The sequence below is a fragment of the Aquibium oceanicum genome (assembly GCF_001889605.1).
GTDB lineage: Bacteria > Pseudomonadota > Alphaproteobacteria > Rhizobiales > Rhizobiaceae > Aquibium > Aquibium oceanicum.
This window is the reverse complement of record NZ_CP018171.1, coordinates 1,765,367-1,780,035: the sequence shown is the minus strand read 5'-3', so window position 1 is coordinate 1,780,035 and position 14,669 is coordinate 1,765,367. Positions and strand designations below refer to the sequence as shown.

Sequence of the window (14,669 nt, the reverse complement as noted above, 5' to 3'; positions counted from 1 at the left end):
CGACGAGCACCACCGCCAGCGCGCCCCAGAGGACGAGGTCGATCGTCATTCGGCGTTCTTGGCCGGGGCGTTGCGCGGCCAGTAGACGGCGAGATAGGTCAGGCCCGCGTTGATCGCGCCGACCACGACATAGCCGTACCAAGGCATGGCGACCTCGGGCGGCACGACCACGACGGCCGTGCCGGCACTGGCGATGCCGGCCATGGTGGCGCCGGCGACGGCCTTGATCTGCTTCATCATGGGAGTTCTCCTTGTGGGGGTTCGCCTCCGGATCGTCCGGGGGATCTGGGATGGATGGATCAGAGTGCCGCTTCGAGGCCGTCCAGCATGGCGCGGATGTCGTCGATCATCTTGCGGCGCGGATCGGGCTTCGTTGGTTCGGCCGCCGGCGGGCCGTCGACCATGACGACGTGCGCGCGCGACACCCACCCGCGATAGCCGGCCGGCGTCTCGACGTTGATCCAATCGCCATCGATCACGATCACCTCGACGATCAGTCCTTCCGGAAGGCTGCCGGTGATCTCGCCATCCGGCGCGCTGCGGAAATTCAGGCTGGCGGCAGTCACCCTGGCGCGCGCGCCTTCGGGAACCGGCTCGAACGGCTCCGCCGGCGCCTTGCCGGCGAGCAGCGCCGAGACCTCGCGGCGCATCTTGTCGCCGATCGCCTTAGCGCCCACCGTCGCGGGATCGAAGACCAGCCGCGTCACGTCCCACTTGTTGCGCTGCTTGATGCCGAGGTTCGCCTGCACCTCGGCGTGGAAGAGCACTGTCTTCGGCGTCACCGGGATGTCGTACACCCGGCAGAGTTGCGTTACGGCTGCGATGAAGGCCGTCCACTGCGGCAGGGTCAGCGGCGCGCGGCCGGGATCGAACGGACTTTCCGCCGCACCGGCCATGCCACACATGGAAATCCCGATCGCGCCAGTGTTGGCGTTCAGCGTATGGGCGGCATAGCCATCCTTGATTGACCCCGAGTTGGCAGCGATCGAGGGAATGCCCCGGACGATCTTGGCATCGCCCTCAACGAGAACGTGATAGGCCTTGCGGTCGGTCTCATTGGCGTCGTGGCCGCCGGCGGTCCAGTGGCCGTGGACGCGCTTCATCGGCACGGCCGGCAGCCATGCGTCGGGGATGACGTTCATCATCGTTCCTTTCGGTTGGTTTCCGGGCGTCGCGCGCAACTCTCGGCGTTGATGAAACCGGAAAACTGTGCTCCCTTGCGCGCACTGCCTCTAGCCTTCACTGCGCTAGGGTCTGACAGGGATGGAAGACGCAATGATCAGCCTGATCGCCGGATACACCTATGCGCCATTACTGGATCGCATGTTCGGGCTGTTAAAGGAGCGGAAGCCCGCGCGATTCGTTACGACCGGCGAATTCATCACATTCCTTGAAGGACTGGGTGGGTCATGTTCTAGCGACAGTCTGTCATACGGCGAGGTGGAAGTTGCCGACCAGGCCGTAACCGCCGGTCTTGCGCGGCTTCAGTCCGGATCGTGGGCTGACCCAGACAGGTATGTCGTCCGCCGTTAGCTTGGGACCGATCAATCCGCCGGCCATCCTACGGCGGGGCCAAGCGCTCTAACAACGCACTGACTCGCGCCGATGAGATCGCGCCGGGTCGGTCAACGGATGAGCGTTCGGCATTCTCGGGCAGTGGCCTAGACAACGCCATAATACTGCGCCATAGCCGCCGCGTACCCATGGCGTTTTAAGGAGCGACGGTTTGACTAAATCACTTGCTTTGATCGCGGCGTTTGCGTGTCTGGCGCTTGCCGCCTGTTCGGAAGAGCCTGCGTCTGACGCGGCACCAGTCGCAACTCCTGCTCCAGTGGCTAGTGTCGAGAGCCCTCCCACGCGAGCGGACGCCGTTGCCGAATTGAAGGTAGTGACCGAATCGTATGTGGCCGCTCGCGAAGCGTATAATGCGGCCCGCGCGGCGGTGAGAGAAGCGAAGGAGGCTGGAGACGACGCGAAAGCCGAATTGCTCCAAGCTGAGGTATATCCACTCCGCGACAGATACCGCGAGGAAGCTGAAGTCTTTGCCGCCGCCCGCGAGAGGGTGAAGGCATTCGACCGGGCGACAGAGACGATCGATTAAATTAGCGCTCGCCGCTCGATTCCCCGAGCCGCCGCGCTGCCCGAGCAACTGTCGCATAGACCAGTGCCGTAAGGCAGCATACCATCACCGGCATAAGTGGCTCGACGTACCGAGGCAGGTTGTGCGTTCCGACTAGATACGCCCCCATGACCCCCATGGGGGCGAGCGTAAACGCTAGAACGTCCGGCCGCCGGCGGACTGCCCCGAGCAGGAACAATCCTGGCAGCGCCAGCACCATGATTGGGCCGAGCCACCAGACGATTGCGTTCTCGATCCACAACCCGCGCCAGAACAGCGGCACCATTGCCGTGAGGTGGTTGACCGGATGCGCGCGGATCATTGCTGCGGCTTGGCTTTTCATCCGATCTTCCGCCAGTATCCTGGCGACGGGGACAGAAGCGCCTTCTTCCTCCCTAATCTTCTGGACTAGCACCCGGTGTTCAGCTCGCATTTTCCAAAGGTAGCTCGTGGCAAGATCGGGTCTTCCAAGTCTCTCTGCCTCCCGATCCTCCGCCATGAAATCAGAAGGGCCTCTGTTCAACGCTGCGCCAGCGCCGCCTTTCTGCATGTCGGCATTCGAAAAGCCGAATAGTGCCCCCAGTGCCGGACGGATTTCCCTTGGAGCCCAAACATAGAAGCTCGCGCGATATGTCTCCGCAGGCATTTCGTTGAGCATCGAGCGATACAGCAGTACGCGACTCCCACGCATGGCAATGGACGGCTCCCCGAAATGAGCCACATTCCTGACCAGCCAGGGGCCGACTATGAAAGCGTATGCGACGAACGCAGCTGCAAGAACCTTTCCCGCCTGCCGCCAGTCCCCCGAAGCCCACCATGTAAGCCCAACAGCCAAAGGCAGAGCGGCTAGGAAAACAGTGGCGGCTATCGCCTTCGTGAGCGCCAGGAGGCCGAATGCCAGTCCGAAGGCGATGGCCGAGAGAACCGAGCGGATCCGTACCATCCAGAAAGCCGCGGACGAAGACGCCAGCATCAGGACGCCCGCCATCGCTTCCGTGTACATGGAGTTGAGACCGAAGTCCCATGACGCCAACGCAACCCCACCGATCGCAGCGGATGCCAACGCGGCGGCGCGACTGCCGGTCAATTGCCATCCACCGACGAAGCAGAACCCCGCTGCCAGAACCGGCCAGATCAGATTGAACCGCTTGACCTCTACAACTTCCGCCGTACCATTGACTTTTTCGGGGTTCGCGCTCTCGGCATCGTCAAACGCCAGAAGCAAATACCCAGCTAGAAGGAAACCGGGTAGCGGCTCCCGCGTCATGGACGGAATGCTACCCTGCGCGTCTATCGCGAAAACACCTTTTGATATCAAGTGGTAAGCAGCACGGTAGTTTTGCAGGCCGTCCGTTCCGATCTTGTCTTCGGTGACTCCCCTGTTCGCTAGGATAAGCGAAACGATACAGATCGCGACGAAGGCCAGCACGGCGAAGGCGTTGCGCAAGTTTCGCTCCCGAGATAGTGTCCGGCAACTTACACAGAGGCTCTTGCGATGCAACACGAGAAGCGCTGGTACTTCAAGACGGGCCGCACCACGACGGCCATCGTGCTCATTCTCGGCCTGCCTCTCTTCGCCTTCCTGATCTACCTGTCCAGTTTTCCGCTCGTGCTGGTCGGAGAACCGTTCTAGGAGGACGAAAGTCGGCCCGCCCACCGTCCTGCCCCGCTGACGAAAAAGACGTCGGCGCAGCAATCATACCACTGCGCTAAGCCGGATTCGGATCGGCACCATGAAGTCGGCGAGCGCGGTCCGCCCGGCGGGCGTCATGTTCGCCCTCACCCAAAGCCTTGCGATCCTCTTGAGAAAATGGCGGCCGGAGGCGTCGGAGGCCTTTCCGATCCGCATAACGGTATCGGGATGCCAGCTCGCGGGGCCGATATCCCCCGTATTGACGAGTGGTATGTTTGCCGTCGCGGCGTTGCCCAGGTTCTGGTGGTTGATGAAACCTGTCCCGGCCGCATAGTTTACGGTCGAGATAATCGCCTGGTAGCCGTTCGGATAGCCGACGGATTGCTCCGACACAGCTGTCGAAGTGTCAGCGGCGGTGCGCCTGGCGACGAATTGCGTTGTGCCTAGACCGGAGGCTTGGACGTTCTGCTGAAGCAAAACGGTGCCGGTCTCCGGGTCGGTGATGTCGACAATGGCCTGCGTGCCTGCCTCAAGCGGGTAGGTCTGAACGATCGCCGCTATCGTCAGGCTGGTGATCGGTGCGTCTTCGAGGATCATGGATAGCGGAATTTCATAGCCCCGCGACAGGTTGCCGGCGCCCTGCCCTTCCGTGTTCGCGAAATCGAGCACGCGGACGCCGTTGAGCACAGCGGGCACTGCGGGCGAGAAATCGCTGCCGCGGTGAAAGACGCGATCACCGCGCCCTATATGCTGCAGGGCAGAGATGCGCCCTTCGTCGTCTAGGACGTTGGGTTTTCCGCCGCACACAGCGATGTCATCGTACCATTGCATGTAGTCTACAAGTGGAGCATGGTCATTGTTGGAAACAATGGCGCCGGCTTTTATCTCAATCGTGGTCATGTCTAACCTCACAGGATGGTGGATAGCACGCGCACCCAGCGCTGCCGCGACTTGTACGGACCGCTATAGTCCACGTATTGTTCCGCTTCGGCGAAGACTATCACGTCGCCGAGCGTGTATTTGAAGGACACGCCATCCCAGTCATCTTTGATGGCGAGGACCGGACGGCCCGCCTTTCGGGTCGTGGTCACGTATTCAGTGATGATGTTGTCATCCCCGTTCACGTCGGTTCCGAACGCGAAAGCGATCTTCGTCGGCGTTCCGGTGCAGTCCCAGATAGCAAAGCGGGAATCGACCAGATCCTCGCTCCCGTCATGGGTGATCTTGCAGACCGCCACGACGTCTTCCCTGACGACGCAAGCGAGACCGAGGTAGGCGTTTGGACGAAGGAAATACCCCGTTCCCGCCGGCGCCACCACGACGGGCGTCGAAACGACCGGCGAGCTGCCGGTCAGGTCGACCTTGACGTATTCGATCGTCGCAGTCGAAAAGTCCGCGACAGCCGGTGATCCCGTCCACCTGACGTAGACGACCTGGAGGATGCCGTCTGCGACTTCCTTCATGTCGCACAAGCGTATTCTGTCGGAACCGCCCGGCGTGAAAATCGTATCGCCGAACGAGTAGGGATCGGGCGCTTCATCCCCGTTGAAGGGATTTGCAACAATCGGGATTTCCGCTTCAATGGCGCTATACGACCAGATGACGCCATCCCAGGTCATGAACGCCATGACGATGCGGCGGTCGCCGCTGTTGGCCGGATGCGTATGGAAGGCAAAAACCCCACCGCTGCCGTCGCGCAGCGGCCACCACAGCGAGTAAAGGTTGTCGTCGCTCTCCCAGATGTTGACGAAAGATGGGACACCATCTTCGAGGTTCTGGAACGATCGTGCGATACCCCAGGTGCGCGGCGCGACATCCGCTGATCGCATCAGGCTCCAGACTTCGTCCGGGTTGTCCTGGCGCCGGAAGACTTGCCCGTAGGTGAGGTTGCCATATCCAGCAAGAAGTTTCCCTCTCGGGCCGAGATCAGCGGCGCTATAGGTGCCCCCACGCCAGTGCTTTATCGCGCGACCGGAACCGCCGTGCTGGCGCTGAAACACGTCCAGCACATGGCCGACCGGCGTCGAGTCTGACCATCCGGCATTCGCATGATGTCGGACGTCGGTGAGTATCGACGGTGCGTCGTGGTCGTCCCACAAATGCGACATCCCAAGGAACGTGCTCTCTGACGCATTTGCGCGGAAGAGAATTTCGGAAACCACGATAGGTACGTCGTTTTTCGCTGGGACTAGGCCAGCCTCACCGATGCCCCCGATATAGACGTTTTCGCCGGATTGCCTGCAAAGGGTGATCCACTGGTTATGGATAGTCCCCTCAATGGCGTTTCCGGAGTTCGGCCTTGTCGGCCAAGACTGCGGCGGCGATGTTTCGACAGCCGGGGCCGGCGCGAAGTTGAGGAATCCGTGCTTCTCATGCGTGCCGCGAATTGCGCGAAAGTCCCCGTCTCGATCCTTCACCACTTCGAGGTACGAAAAGCGGGGAACGATGATGGTATCATCGCCTGCCGCGGATGCGTTGTCGGCGATCAGATCGATGATCTTGCCAGGTACGTCTTTGCGCGCGCCGCGCAGGGCTCTCAGCTCGCCGTCTTCATCGATCACGCACTCGAGCCACGCCCATTTGGGGATATCGATGCTTTTGAACCAGCGGCCCACCACCGCCCCAAGATTCGCGGGCGTTATGAACTTGTCGCGCGCCACGCCGGCGATCGCATCTTCATCGGTCGACGACAGGTCTTCGGTGATATCTCCGATTCTGAAGTCGATGATTCCTGGCTTGGCGAAACGGGTCCCCATCAGTGCACGGAGTTCGCCGTCTTCGTCTTTTACCGCCAGCAGCCAAGTCCATCCGGGAATGTCAAGGGTCTGAAACCGTTCCTCGAAGGCGGCCTCGATCGCAGGCGGGTTAGGGCCAGCCCACGTCCACGCCGATGCGGCCGCAACCCATGCATAAAGTCCCGTGTTCGGAACGGTCGTTCCGGTGACCGGGTCGGTGTGCGTGCCCGCCCCGTCGCCGTCATAGTCGGTCTCGTCAGGGCCGAAGACCGAGCCTGGCGATCCGTCGTCAGGCCCCGTGAGGTCGACGATCCCCCGTACGTTGCCCGCAGTTTCCCACCGGACGGCGAGGCGCGGGCGGATCGACGTGACTTGCTCGAATGCGCTGACGAGCGTTTGCGCGGCGATTAGATCGGCCGCGACGGCCTCTCGGTCGGCTTTCGTGCCGGCATGGTCTATGCCAGTTGCGGTGCGGTCCTTCCACGTCTGGATACGGTCGGCCAACGTGGCCGCCCGATCGATCGACGTCTGCGCCCTGTCAGCCTTTGTAGCGGCCCGATCGAGCCCGGTCTCTTCGCGGTCCGCGCCGGTCGCGATGCGATCCTGGCGGGTGGCCTCGCGATCCTGGGCAGTCTGCTGGCGATCCTCCGCCGCCTGTTCCGCCGCGTCCTGCGCCGCGGCCGTGGCGAAGGGCGGCGCGCCGGTGTTCATCCACACGCCGTTCGCCTTGTTCCACACGAAGCCCGTCAGGTCGTCGACATACCGCTCGCCGTTGCGCCCGAGAGACGAGGCCGGCGCCCCATCGCCGAAGATCCATCCGAGCCCCATCGTGCCCGGAAGGATGGTCACGCCGTCGGGGAACTCGATCCGCGCGATGTTAGACATCTCTGGTCACCGCCTGTTTCACGGGAAAGTCGTAGAGGCCGGGCACCGCCCGCTGACCGCCGCCGGGGTCGATGCGGGCGAAGTCGAAGACGACACGCGCCTCCGTGAAGGCTTTCGTCGCCTCGGCCGGCAGCGCTATGTCGAGCCGCCGTTCCGCCGCATCCCGCGCGATGGCGCCCTCGTCGCTGTCGGCGGTGTGGAGCAGCGTGCCGCCGACGGTGAGCCGGAAATGCGCCACCATCCGTCCTGTGGCCAGCGCCTCCACCTCCCAGAAATCCAGCGGGAACAGGAGGGAGACGAGATACGGATAGCCGGGCCGGATCGGCTCGACCGGAATTTCGAGCAGCATGCTCACAAGCTCCTGCTAGGCGGGGGTGACGGTCGCCGAGCCGTCCAGGACGTGCCATGGATCGGTGGCGCCGGCGCCGGAGGCGCGCAGCGCCCGGTTGTTCGTCGTGTCCCAGACGATCAGGCCGCGCAGCTTTCCGGTCGTGTTCACCGCATGGGCGATGCTCGCGATGTTGGCAGCCGAATATTCCGAACTCGCGCCGATGACGAAACGGCGGCTGGCGTCGATCACCGTGTCGCGCGCGGCGCCCATCTGCAGGGCGCCGGTTTCGGCGACCGTGACGCGCACGGCGACAACCGCCGATCCGTCGGTCGTCATGAAGTCGATGCGGCCGGGCGTTCGCTCGGTTGTGGGAGCGCCGGCTGCACTGACGTTGATGCGGGCGGCCTCGCCCTGGTTGCCGCTCGAAGCGACGCCAGCGAAGGCGAAGGTTGCGAGATCGTCGCCGGCCTGCACCGCGACGTTGTCCCCCACATTCGCCCCGCGCGACTTGGCGAAGAAGAAATATGGCCCGCCCACATTGTTGGCGAAGCGCGCCAGCATCAGGGATGCATCCGAGCCGGTCGAGAGGATCTGCGCCTTCGGTGTCACGACCGTCGCGCCGGAAGCTCCGGTGCGGGTGGAATAGGCGGCCGTGCCGCCGATGAGAAAGTTTCCGGACGTCCCGAAGCGCGCTTGCTCCACCCCACCGATGATGAACTTGAGAAGGTCGGCTCCGCCGGCGAGGCCGCTGTCGCCGTCGCCGATCTTCAGTGCCGGAGCCGCGGCCGAACCAGCCGGCAGGCGAACCGCGCCGGTCGTCTTGTCGACGGTGATCGCCGTCGTCCAGGCCGATCCGTCGGGCGAGACCTTGACGGTCAGGTCGTCGTCGCCGATGAGGCCTACCTCGAAACGTCCCGACGTGCCGGTCTGCATGAGCAGCGAGACGGTGTCGCCCGCCGTCTCCTTGCTCATCACCTGGCGCAGGTCGCCGTCACCGCCCTCGCCCGCTGTGCGCGCCGTCCACAACGCCCTGTTGAGCTTGGCCGCGAAAGGATTGGTCCCGTCGGCGTTCATGCCGATACCGAGCAGGACGATATTCTGGATCTCCGCCGCTGCCATGGCCGCGGCGAAGGCCGCCATGAAGTCCTCGTCGGCGGCCAGCGCCGGGATGTTGTTGATCAGCACGCCGGGCAGGAGCGCGGCGCCCTTGATGCCGATATAGGCGGTGATCACGTCGCGCAGCAGCCAGGGCGTGCGCGGATCGGCATCCTCGAAGACCACGCCGGGGATGGTGAGCAGCGCGCGGAAATTGGCGACGATCTGGTTCCACGCCTCCGGCCCGAGCCGGGTCGTGTCCTCGTAGGTCGTTCCGGCGCGCGCCCAGGAATAGCCGTCCTGGTGCACTTCTTCGTATCCGGCCGGCGGGTCGAGGCGCTTCACCAGGTCGGTCACGCCGAAGAAATCGGTTGCGGGCATGTCGCCGCTCCTATTGCGGGATGTACCATTCGGCCACGACCAGCCCGTGGCCGGACATGGTCGCGACGCCGACGCCCGACTGATAGTCGGGGTCGTAGGGGTTCGGCGGCGAGACGCCGGCCGTCGCGGCGAGGATCTGCGCGGCCACCGCGTCGGCATGCACGAAGCCGGTGCCGCCCTTGCCGGCGCCGCTCGTCTCGCCGCCGGTCGGGTTGATCCACGCGATCGCCGCGTCGGACCCGCCGAAATAGCCGCCGCCACCGCCGCCGTCGTTCGTGTCGGCCCCGTTGCCGCCCTGCATGGTGCCTTCGCCGCCGGCGCCCACCGCGTTGCCGTAGCCGCCATTGGAATGCGGCTGCCCCGGCCGCGAGCGGTAGACCGAGCCGCCGCCGCCGCCTGCGATCGCCAGCGCGCGCGCCGCCGCCTCGCCTGCCGCGATGGCGCCGGAACCCGAAAAGATGCCGGAGAGGCCGCCGCCCGGCCAGCCCGCATCCGACCCCCAGACGCGGGTCGTGCCGCCGAAGCCATAGGTTGCGGCGGTGTCCTGATTCTCGGTCGCCGAATAGTTGATGCCCAGGGCGAGCCCGCCCTGCCCGACCATGATCTTCAGCGCGTCCCCGGCCTCGATCGGCCCGTCGGCGAGGTTGAACTCGGCCAGCGTGAAGCCGCCCGCCGATCCGTTCGGATCGCCGGACCAGATGCCGCCCGCTCCGCCCCAGATCTTGAACTTGAGCATGACGGCGCCCGCCGGCACGACGAAGTTCTGGTCGGCGCCGGTGTAGACGAAAGCCTGCTTGTGGTTGTAGGGCGTCGGCCCGCCCGGCGTCGGCGTCGTTCCGGTCTGCTGAGCGATCAGGATCTTGATCGCTTCGAGCAGCTGCGTCGTGCTGTTGGCCGACGGCACGATATCCGCCGCCTCGATCACCGCCAGTATCTCGCGCTGCGGATGCTCGACGGCCTTGCCCGGCACGAAGCTGCCCTTGATGCCGGCCTGCGCGTTGCCGTCGTAATAGGGCGGCCGCGGGTTGGCCTCCGTCGCCGGATTGTTCTTCGGCGGGTAGTAGTCCATCTTGCGGTCTCCGGGTCAGGAATAATCGAAAACGGGCATCGTCCAGGCCGGCGCCACCCGCCGGAAGACGCACTCCAGATCCTCCGCCGTGCGGAAGTCGAGCAGCCGGTCGAGCCCGATTTCGGAGGTGCCGCACTCGAAATATTCGAGCGCCACGCCGTCGACCTTGACGATGAAATGGAACTGGATCGCGTTGCCCGGCTGGTCGCCGCCGACCGTCTCGTCGGTGCCGCCGCATTCGGATTCTCCGCAGGCGAACGGCTTCGGTTCCTCGATCGAGATCGTGTAGCCGAGCGTCGCGGCGAGCGCGACGAAGTCGGCCGGCGTGATCGTGGCGGCGTGCCGCACCTTGGCGACCGCGGCGCGCCGGCGCAGCGCCGTCGTCATGTCCTCGTCGAGGCAAGGGTCGGGCAGACCGAGATCGTGTTCCCAGTCGGCGAGTGAATCGACCAGCGTGACCGCCGTGCTTTCCAGCGTGATGCCGGCGAGCTTGCGATAGGTCGCCGCGAGCGCGCCGGTCAGCGACCGCAGGAAGCCGCCGAGCAGGGATTTTTCCTCGAAGGCCGCGCCGTCCGGCGTGCGCCAGGCCGCGCCCTGCGGCAGCATGACGTAGAGCGAAGCGGCAAGGTCTCCCGACGCCGGGTCCGACAGCGCGTCTTCCACCCCCGGCCGCGGCGGCTCGGGCCATGCCGTCGGGCGAAGATGAACGAGCGCGGTGCGGTCCTCGCCGGGCGCCGTCGTGTAGCGGTCAGACATAGGTGATCGTCCCGAGCACGGGGATCGACCCGTTCGACAGCGTGATGTCGGCCGCCGGCGCGGTCAGCACGTGGCGGTCCTCGCCGAGCGCAGCCGAGATCGCCTCGGCGATCCACGAGCGCGAGAAGACGGCCGGCGACACCGCCACGCCCGGACGCGCGCGGGCGGCAAACATCGCCTCCAGCGAGGCGCGGATCGCCGCCCGCACGGTCTCGGTATCGGCGGCGAGCCCGGAGATCGTCACGTTGACGGGATAGGCCACTGGCGCCAGCACTTCGAGTTCGGCGCGGATCATGCGGCGAACCTCGACCGCGTCCTTCACCGCCGCGACGTCGGCCTCGTTGGGGATGCCATTCGCCCGTCCCTCGAACAGGAACCAGACGCCGATCGTGCCCGGACCGTAGGCGAAGCGATGCGCCCATGCCTTCGTGACGCCGGGAACGGCGCGCGCGAACTGTTCGTAGTCGCTTTCCGCCCCGCCCTGCGGCGGCCGGCGGCGCCGGTCGAGCACGCGGGCGCGCAGGCTCTCGATCGTCTCCAGGTCGGCGCCACCGCCGAGCCCGTCCTCGCCGACCGTCGCCGTCGCGCCGAGCGTCGGATGGAGCGCCGGGTCGGCGAGCTGCATGGTCTCGCCGGCGAGGCGGTTCGAAGCGATGCCGCGCGCGTCGGAATGCACGAGGAAGACGATATCGCCGGCGCCATCCGCCCGCGCGTCGCTCGACGCGATGAAGCGGGCGCCCGCCGACAGCCAGGCGACGCCGGCCGGATAGACCGTGTCCGGCGTCCCGGTCGTCGCGATCATCCCCGTCGCCCGCGAGGCGGGCTTGCGCGCCATACCGAATTCGTAGGCGTGGCGCAGCACGTGTTCCTCGTCGGCCGTCGATACGAAGATCTGCCGGTAGATGTAGCGCGCGCGAAGGTCGACCTCGTGGATCGCCGCGGCGAAGACCTTGGCGAATATCGAGAGGTTGTTCGGCCAGACATTGGCATCGGTGCCGGGCATCTCGCGGCGCATGTCGCCCCGGATCGCCTGCGAGATCGCGTCGAGCGTGCGGACCGTGAAGCTCATGCGCCCAAACCTTCCCAAAGCACGCGATAGCGCGACGCGACCAGCGTCGACCCGTCGCGATCGGTCAGCGTGATCGCCAGCTCGAGCCGGTTGCGCGCCGGGTCGGCCGTGGCGCTCGCCGTCGCCTTTGCCGCCGCGCCTTGGTCGATCAGCGGCTGCAACGCCGCGACCGCGTAATCCTCGGCCAGCCGCGGCACCTCGACCGCGTCGACCGTCCGGCGCATGAGCAGCCACAGCCGGGAGCCGATCGGCGCCTCGCCGGCCGCCTCGTCGAGATCGAAACTGTCGCCGATCCACCCGCGGTTGACGTCGCCGTCGCGCAGCTCGTCGGCCGAGACGCGGGCGTCCGTCATGAGACAGATCAGGACAGCCGTCTCCAGTGCGGCCCTCGCGCGCAAGCCTCCGCGGTTCCCGGCCTCGTCCGGGCCGCCGACCGCCAGGTCCGCCATGACGCCGTCCCAGACGAGATCCGGCGAAAGGGTCGGCTCGGGCGCGTCGCTAAGCGGGATTATGCGCATTGGGCTCGGTCAGCCATCGCGGCGCTGCCTCCCCTCGGCGTGAACGACAGATCGATGAAGCATCCAGGCCCCGCGACGACGAGGGTGTAGACGGTTCGCCCGTGCTCAGGACCTTCGGTCCACCATGCCTCTCGCGAATAGCGAAAGTCGTCGTGATCTCATCGACAATCGCCTGCGGCGATTCCGCTTCATCAGTCCAAGGAATACAGATCAGGTCCGCATCGCGCGCAAGGCTGCCATGAACCGCCATTGCATAGCCGTGCTTTCGAGCGATCTCCGCAAGTTCGGGATAAAGCCCGGCATAGACGGGCGCGTAGTTCGCAGGCTTCATCGCTGACGTCAGGCCCCGTTGTTTCCGTCGCCGTCGACGATCGATCCGGTCGCGATCATGTTGCCGTTCAACTGCACGTTCCCGTTGATTGTCACGTCGCCGTTGATCGTCCACCCCCCCGATGTGAGCACGGCCGTTCGACTGCCGAAGTCGAAGATCGCACCGTCCTTGTGCAGCCGCATCAGGTTGCCATGGCCGTAGATCGCCGTGTCCCCCGGCTCGATCTCCGGACGAATTCCGGGATCGTAGGCCGTCATCACGAAGGACTGGTCCCGCCGCCCGCCGGGCGCCAGCATCGTGCCGACGGCCCCACCCTGCGGATGGCTGGCGAAGCCATGCGGCTCGTACCAGGGCCGATCCTCGAACCTCTCGCCGGCCATGCCGCGCCCGGTGACGAGCAGCTGCCCTTCCTCGAAGCGCGCGCTCTCGACCTCGACGCGCACGAACTGGTTGCGGTATCCGCTCACGCGCGCACCTTGCCTTCGGTCTCCGGCGTCGCCCAGACGGGGTCCGACGAGCCGCCGCCGCCCTCGCCGTTGAGCGCCGCCGGGTCGACCAGCGAAAGCGTTGCCCGCGTCCCCGGTCCGCCCGCTTCGATCGACTGCGTCAGGTTCACGGTCTCGATCGCCATGTCCTGGCTGACATAGACGCGCGGGTCGTTGAGCCCGATGATGAAGTGCGGCTCGAAGATTTTTCCGGCCGCGTCGCGCCAGCCGGCCACCACGATCGTGGCCTTGCGCGAATAGCCCGCCGCGCGCTTCACCGCCCGTTCGGCCCGCTCCTTCAGCTTGCCGGAATCGGTCTCGCTCTCGTGCACGACGATGCGGGGCCGCGTGCGTTTCACGCCGCTGTCGCTTGCCCGCGCCTCGATGCGCAGCGCCGCGTCCCCGAAGCCTCGCGACGACTGGCCGCGCACGATCGTCTCGGAATAGCGCCCCTGCCCGGAGAGCGTCGCCGAGGCCGATATGATGTTGCCGCCGTCGCCGATGGACAGCGCGCCGGAATGCCGCCCGCGCGGCTTCTTGGCGATCCGCATCTGCCCCTCGGCCGTGTCGTAGATCAGTGCCCCGTGCGAGCGCGCCAGCGCCTTGATGTGGTCGAACAGGCTCTCCCCGGTGTTGACGAAGCGCGCCTTCTCCCTGGGGAAACTTTCCTCCGCCACGATGCCGATGCCCGACGTGTCGAACTCCCGCGCGATCTCGACCAGGTCCTTGTCCTTCGCGAAGCCGGTCGGATGGTCGATCGAGGCCTCGACCGCGTCGATCGTCCGCGACGCGATGCTCACCGATATCCTGTGGCTCCTCTCGTCGTGCGACGGACCGATCTCGCGGATGTAGCCGGTGAGCAAGAGGTCGCCCGAGGCCTCGATCGTGCATTCCTCGTCCGGCATCAGCGGGTTGCGGCCTTCGAAATCCGACACCGTCATCGTCGCCGTCCGCGCCGCCGCGTTCACCGAAAGCGAGATCGAGATGTCCGAAAACCCCGTCATCCGCCGCCCGCCGACGGTGACGACCAGTTCCTCGAGCGGATCAGCCATCCGTGTCTCTCATGTCCCGCATGTGGCGCAATGGTGCCGCTTCTGATCTCCCCCCGTGTGGGGGAGATGTCGGCGAAGCCGACAGAGGGGGCGCCCAGGCGAGATCTCGCGAGGCGCCCCCCTCCTTCGTCCGAAGGACGCAAGCCCGACCGGGCGTCGCGCCTCATGGCGCGCCCCGTCCGGAGCGAGCCGCGAAGCGGCGACAGCGTC

The 14,669-nt window shown here is 65.7% G+C and carries 17 protein-coding genes; 3 read left to right on the top strand and 14 right to left on the bottom strand.

The features are described from left to right. Positions 1-45: 45 nt before the first annotated feature. Entirely contained in the window at positions 46-240 is a 195-nt protein-coding gene (locus BSQ44_RS08860; RefSeq protein ID WP_072603156.1) for a hypothetical protein, read from the bottom strand. A 59-nt stretch (positions 241-299) separates the two neighbouring features. Continuing rightward, the gene (locus BSQ44_RS08855; protein WP_072603154.1) at positions 300-1,145 is read right to left on the bottom strand and encodes an N-acetylmuramoyl-L-alanine amidase; all 846 of its coding nucleotides are present in this window, start codon (positions 1,143-1,145) and stop codon (positions 300-302) included. A gap of 130 nt (positions 1,146-1,275) precedes the next feature. Here BSQ44_RS08855 and BSQ44_RS08850 point away from each other — a divergent pair, with 130 nt between their 5' ends. Together BSQ44_RS08850 and BSQ44_RS08845 are read left to right on the top strand one after the other, a co-directional pair. Further along, a complete protein-coding gene (locus tag BSQ44_RS08850) occupies positions 1,276-1,533 on the top strand; it encodes a hypothetical protein (protein WP_072603152.1) in 258 nt (85 codons plus the stop codon). 346 nt (positions 1,534-1,879) lie between these two features. Then, complete coding sequence (locus BSQ44_RS08845) at positions 1,880-2,101, top strand: hypothetical protein (protein WP_072603150.1); 222 nt, start codon at positions 1,880-1,882, stop codon at positions 2,099-2,101. A gap of 1 nt (position 2,102) precedes the next feature. On the opposite strand, the gene BSQ44_RS08840 is transcribed toward BSQ44_RS08845, so the two are convergent. Beyond that, a complete protein-coding gene (locus BSQ44_RS08840; RefSeq protein ID WP_072603148.1) occupies positions 2,103-3,566 on the bottom strand; it encodes a hypothetical protein in 1,464 nt (487 codons plus the stop codon). A gap of 48 nt (positions 3,567-3,614) precedes the next feature. Between BSQ44_RS08840 and BSQ44_RS26850 the strand changes: the two genes are divergently transcribed. Further along, positions 3,615-3,752: a hypothetical protein gene (locus BSQ44_RS26850; RefSeq protein ID WP_157894557.1), complete on the top strand. Its 138-nt coding sequence runs from the start codon at positions 3,615-3,617 to the stop codon at positions 3,750-3,752. A 63-nt stretch (positions 3,753-3,815) separates the two neighbouring features. Here BSQ44_RS26850 and BSQ44_RS08835 read toward each other — a convergent pair whose 3' ends face one another. Genes BSQ44_RS08835 through BSQ44_RS26530 form a run of 11 tightly spaced genes read right to left on the bottom strand, consistent with a single transcriptional unit; the run spans position 3,816 to position 14,459 of the window. Next, positions 3,816-4,652 carry a hypothetical protein gene (locus BSQ44_RS08835; RefSeq protein WP_072603146.1) on the bottom strand — a complete coding sequence of 279 codons (837 nt, stop codon included), beginning with the start codon at positions 4,650-4,652 and terminating at the stop codon, positions 3,816-3,818. A gap of 8 nt (positions 4,653-4,660) precedes the next feature. Next, on the bottom strand, positions 4,661-7,372 hold the full coding sequence (locus BSQ44_RS08830) for a hypothetical protein (RefSeq protein WP_072603144.1): 2,712 nt from the start codon (positions 7,370-7,372) through the stop codon (positions 4,661-4,663). Next, entirely contained in the window at positions 7,365-7,721 is a 357-nt protein-coding gene (locus BSQ44_RS08825; protein ID WP_072603142.1) for a hypothetical protein, read from the bottom strand. The genes BSQ44_RS08830 and BSQ44_RS08825 overlap by 8 nt, the downstream gene beginning before the upstream one ends. A 15-nt stretch (positions 7,722-7,736) precedes the next feature. Continuing rightward, on the bottom strand, positions 7,737-9,179 hold the full coding sequence (locus BSQ44_RS08820) for a hypothetical protein (protein WP_072603140.1): 1,443 nt from the start codon (positions 9,177-9,179) through the stop codon (positions 7,737-7,739). A gap of 10 nt (positions 9,180-9,189) precedes the next feature. Further along, the gene (locus BSQ44_RS08815) at positions 9,190-10,248 is read right to left on the bottom strand and encodes a hypothetical protein (protein ID WP_072603138.1); all 1,059 of its coding nucleotides are present in this window, start codon (positions 10,246-10,248) and stop codon (positions 9,190-9,192) included. A gap of 15 nt (positions 10,249-10,263) precedes the next feature. After that, positions 10,264-11,004, bottom strand: a complete 741-nt coding sequence (locus BSQ44_RS08810; RefSeq protein WP_072603136.1) for a putative phage tail protein — start codon at positions 11,002-11,004, stop codon at positions 10,264-10,266. Next, on the bottom strand, positions 10,997-12,073 hold the full coding sequence (locus BSQ44_RS08805; protein ID WP_072603134.1) for a baseplate J/gp47 family protein: 1,077 nt from the start codon (positions 12,071-12,073) through the stop codon (positions 10,997-10,999). Before BSQ44_RS08805 ends, BSQ44_RS08810 begins: the two co-directional genes overlap by 8 nt. Next, positions 12,070-12,591, bottom strand: a complete 522-nt coding sequence (locus tag BSQ44_RS08800; RefSeq protein WP_072603132.1) for a phage GP46 family protein — start codon at positions 12,589-12,591, stop codon at positions 12,070-12,072. Before BSQ44_RS08800 ends, BSQ44_RS08805 begins: the two co-directional genes overlap by 4 nt. Next, positions 12,572-12,922, bottom strand: a complete 351-nt coding sequence (locus BSQ44_RS26845) for a hypothetical protein (protein WP_157894556.1) — start codon at positions 12,920-12,922, stop codon at positions 12,572-12,574. The genes BSQ44_RS08800 and BSQ44_RS26845 overlap by 20 nt, the downstream gene beginning before the upstream one ends. Positions 12,923-12,930: 8 nt before the next feature. Next, positions 12,931-13,389, bottom strand: coding sequence for a phage baseplate assembly protein domain-containing protein (locus tag BSQ44_RS26535; RefSeq protein ID WP_072603129.1), 459 nt, complete (start codon positions 13,387-13,389; stop codon positions 12,931-12,933). Further along, positions 13,386-14,459 carry a phage baseplate assembly protein gene (locus BSQ44_RS26530; protein WP_072603127.1) on the bottom strand — a complete coding sequence of 358 codons (1,074 nt, stop codon included), beginning with the start codon at positions 14,457-14,459 and terminating at the stop codon, positions 13,386-13,388. The genes BSQ44_RS26535 and BSQ44_RS26530 overlap by 4 nt, the downstream gene beginning before the upstream one ends. Positions 14,460-14,669 lie beyond the last annotated feature (210 nt).

What these genes read in the sequence shown, in the direction of transcription:
- BSQ44_RS08860 (WP_072603156.1), bottom strand. Translation starts at nt 240, where the DNA reads ATGATGAAGCAGATCAAGGCCGTCGCCGGCGCCACCATGGCCGGCATC.
- BSQ44_RS08855 (WP_072603154.1), bottom strand. Translation starts at nt 1,145, where the DNA reads ATGATGAACGTCATCCCCGACGCATGGCTGCCGGCCGTGCCGATGAAG.
- BSQ44_RS08850 (WP_072603152.1), top strand. Translation starts at nt 1,276, where the DNA reads ATGATCAGCCTGATCGCCGGATACACCTATGCGCCATTACTGGATCGC.
- BSQ44_RS26850 (WP_157894557.1), top strand. Translation starts at nt 3,615, where the DNA reads ATGCAACACGAGAAGCGCTGGTACTTCAAGACGGGCCGCACCACGACG.
- BSQ44_RS08835 (WP_072603146.1), bottom strand. Translation starts at nt 4,652, where the DNA reads ATGACCACGATTGAGATAAAAGCCGGCGCCATTGTTTCCAACAATGAC.
- BSQ44_RS08830 (WP_072603144.1), bottom strand. Translation starts at nt 7,372, where the DNA reads ATGTCTAACATCGCGCGGATCGAGTTCCCCGACGGCGTGACCATCCTT.
- BSQ44_RS08825 (WP_072603142.1), bottom strand. Translation starts at nt 7,721, where the DNA reads ATGCTGCTCGAAATTCCGGTCGAGCCGATCCGGCCCGGCTATCCGTAT.
- BSQ44_RS08820 (WP_072603140.1), bottom strand. Translation starts at nt 9,179, where the DNA reads ATGCCCGCAACCGATTTCTTCGGCGTGACCGACCTGGTGAAGCGCCTC.
- BSQ44_RS08815 (WP_072603138.1), bottom strand. Translation starts at nt 10,248, where the DNA reads ATGGACTACTACCCGCCGAAGAACAATCCGGCGACGGAGGCCAACCCG.
- BSQ44_RS08810 (WP_072603136.1), bottom strand. Translation starts at nt 11,004, where the DNA reads ATGTCTGACCGCTACACGACGGCGCCCGGCGAGGACCGCACCGCGCTC.
- BSQ44_RS08805 (WP_072603134.1), bottom strand. Translation starts at nt 12,073, where the DNA reads ATGAGCTTCACGGTCCGCACGCTCGACGCGATCTCGCAGGCGATCCGG.
- BSQ44_RS08800 (WP_072603132.1), bottom strand. Translation starts at nt 12,591, where the DNA reads ATGCGCATAATCCCGCTTAGCGACGCGCCCGAGCCGACCCTTTCGCCG.
- BSQ44_RS26845 (WP_157894556.1), bottom strand. Translation starts at nt 12,922, where the DNA reads ATGAAGCCTGCGAACTACGCGCCCGTCTATGCCGGGCTTTATCCCGAA.
- BSQ44_RS26530 (WP_072603127.1), bottom strand. Translation starts at nt 14,459, where the DNA reads ATGGCTGATCCGCTCGAGGAACTGGTCGTCACCGTCGGCGGGCGGCGG.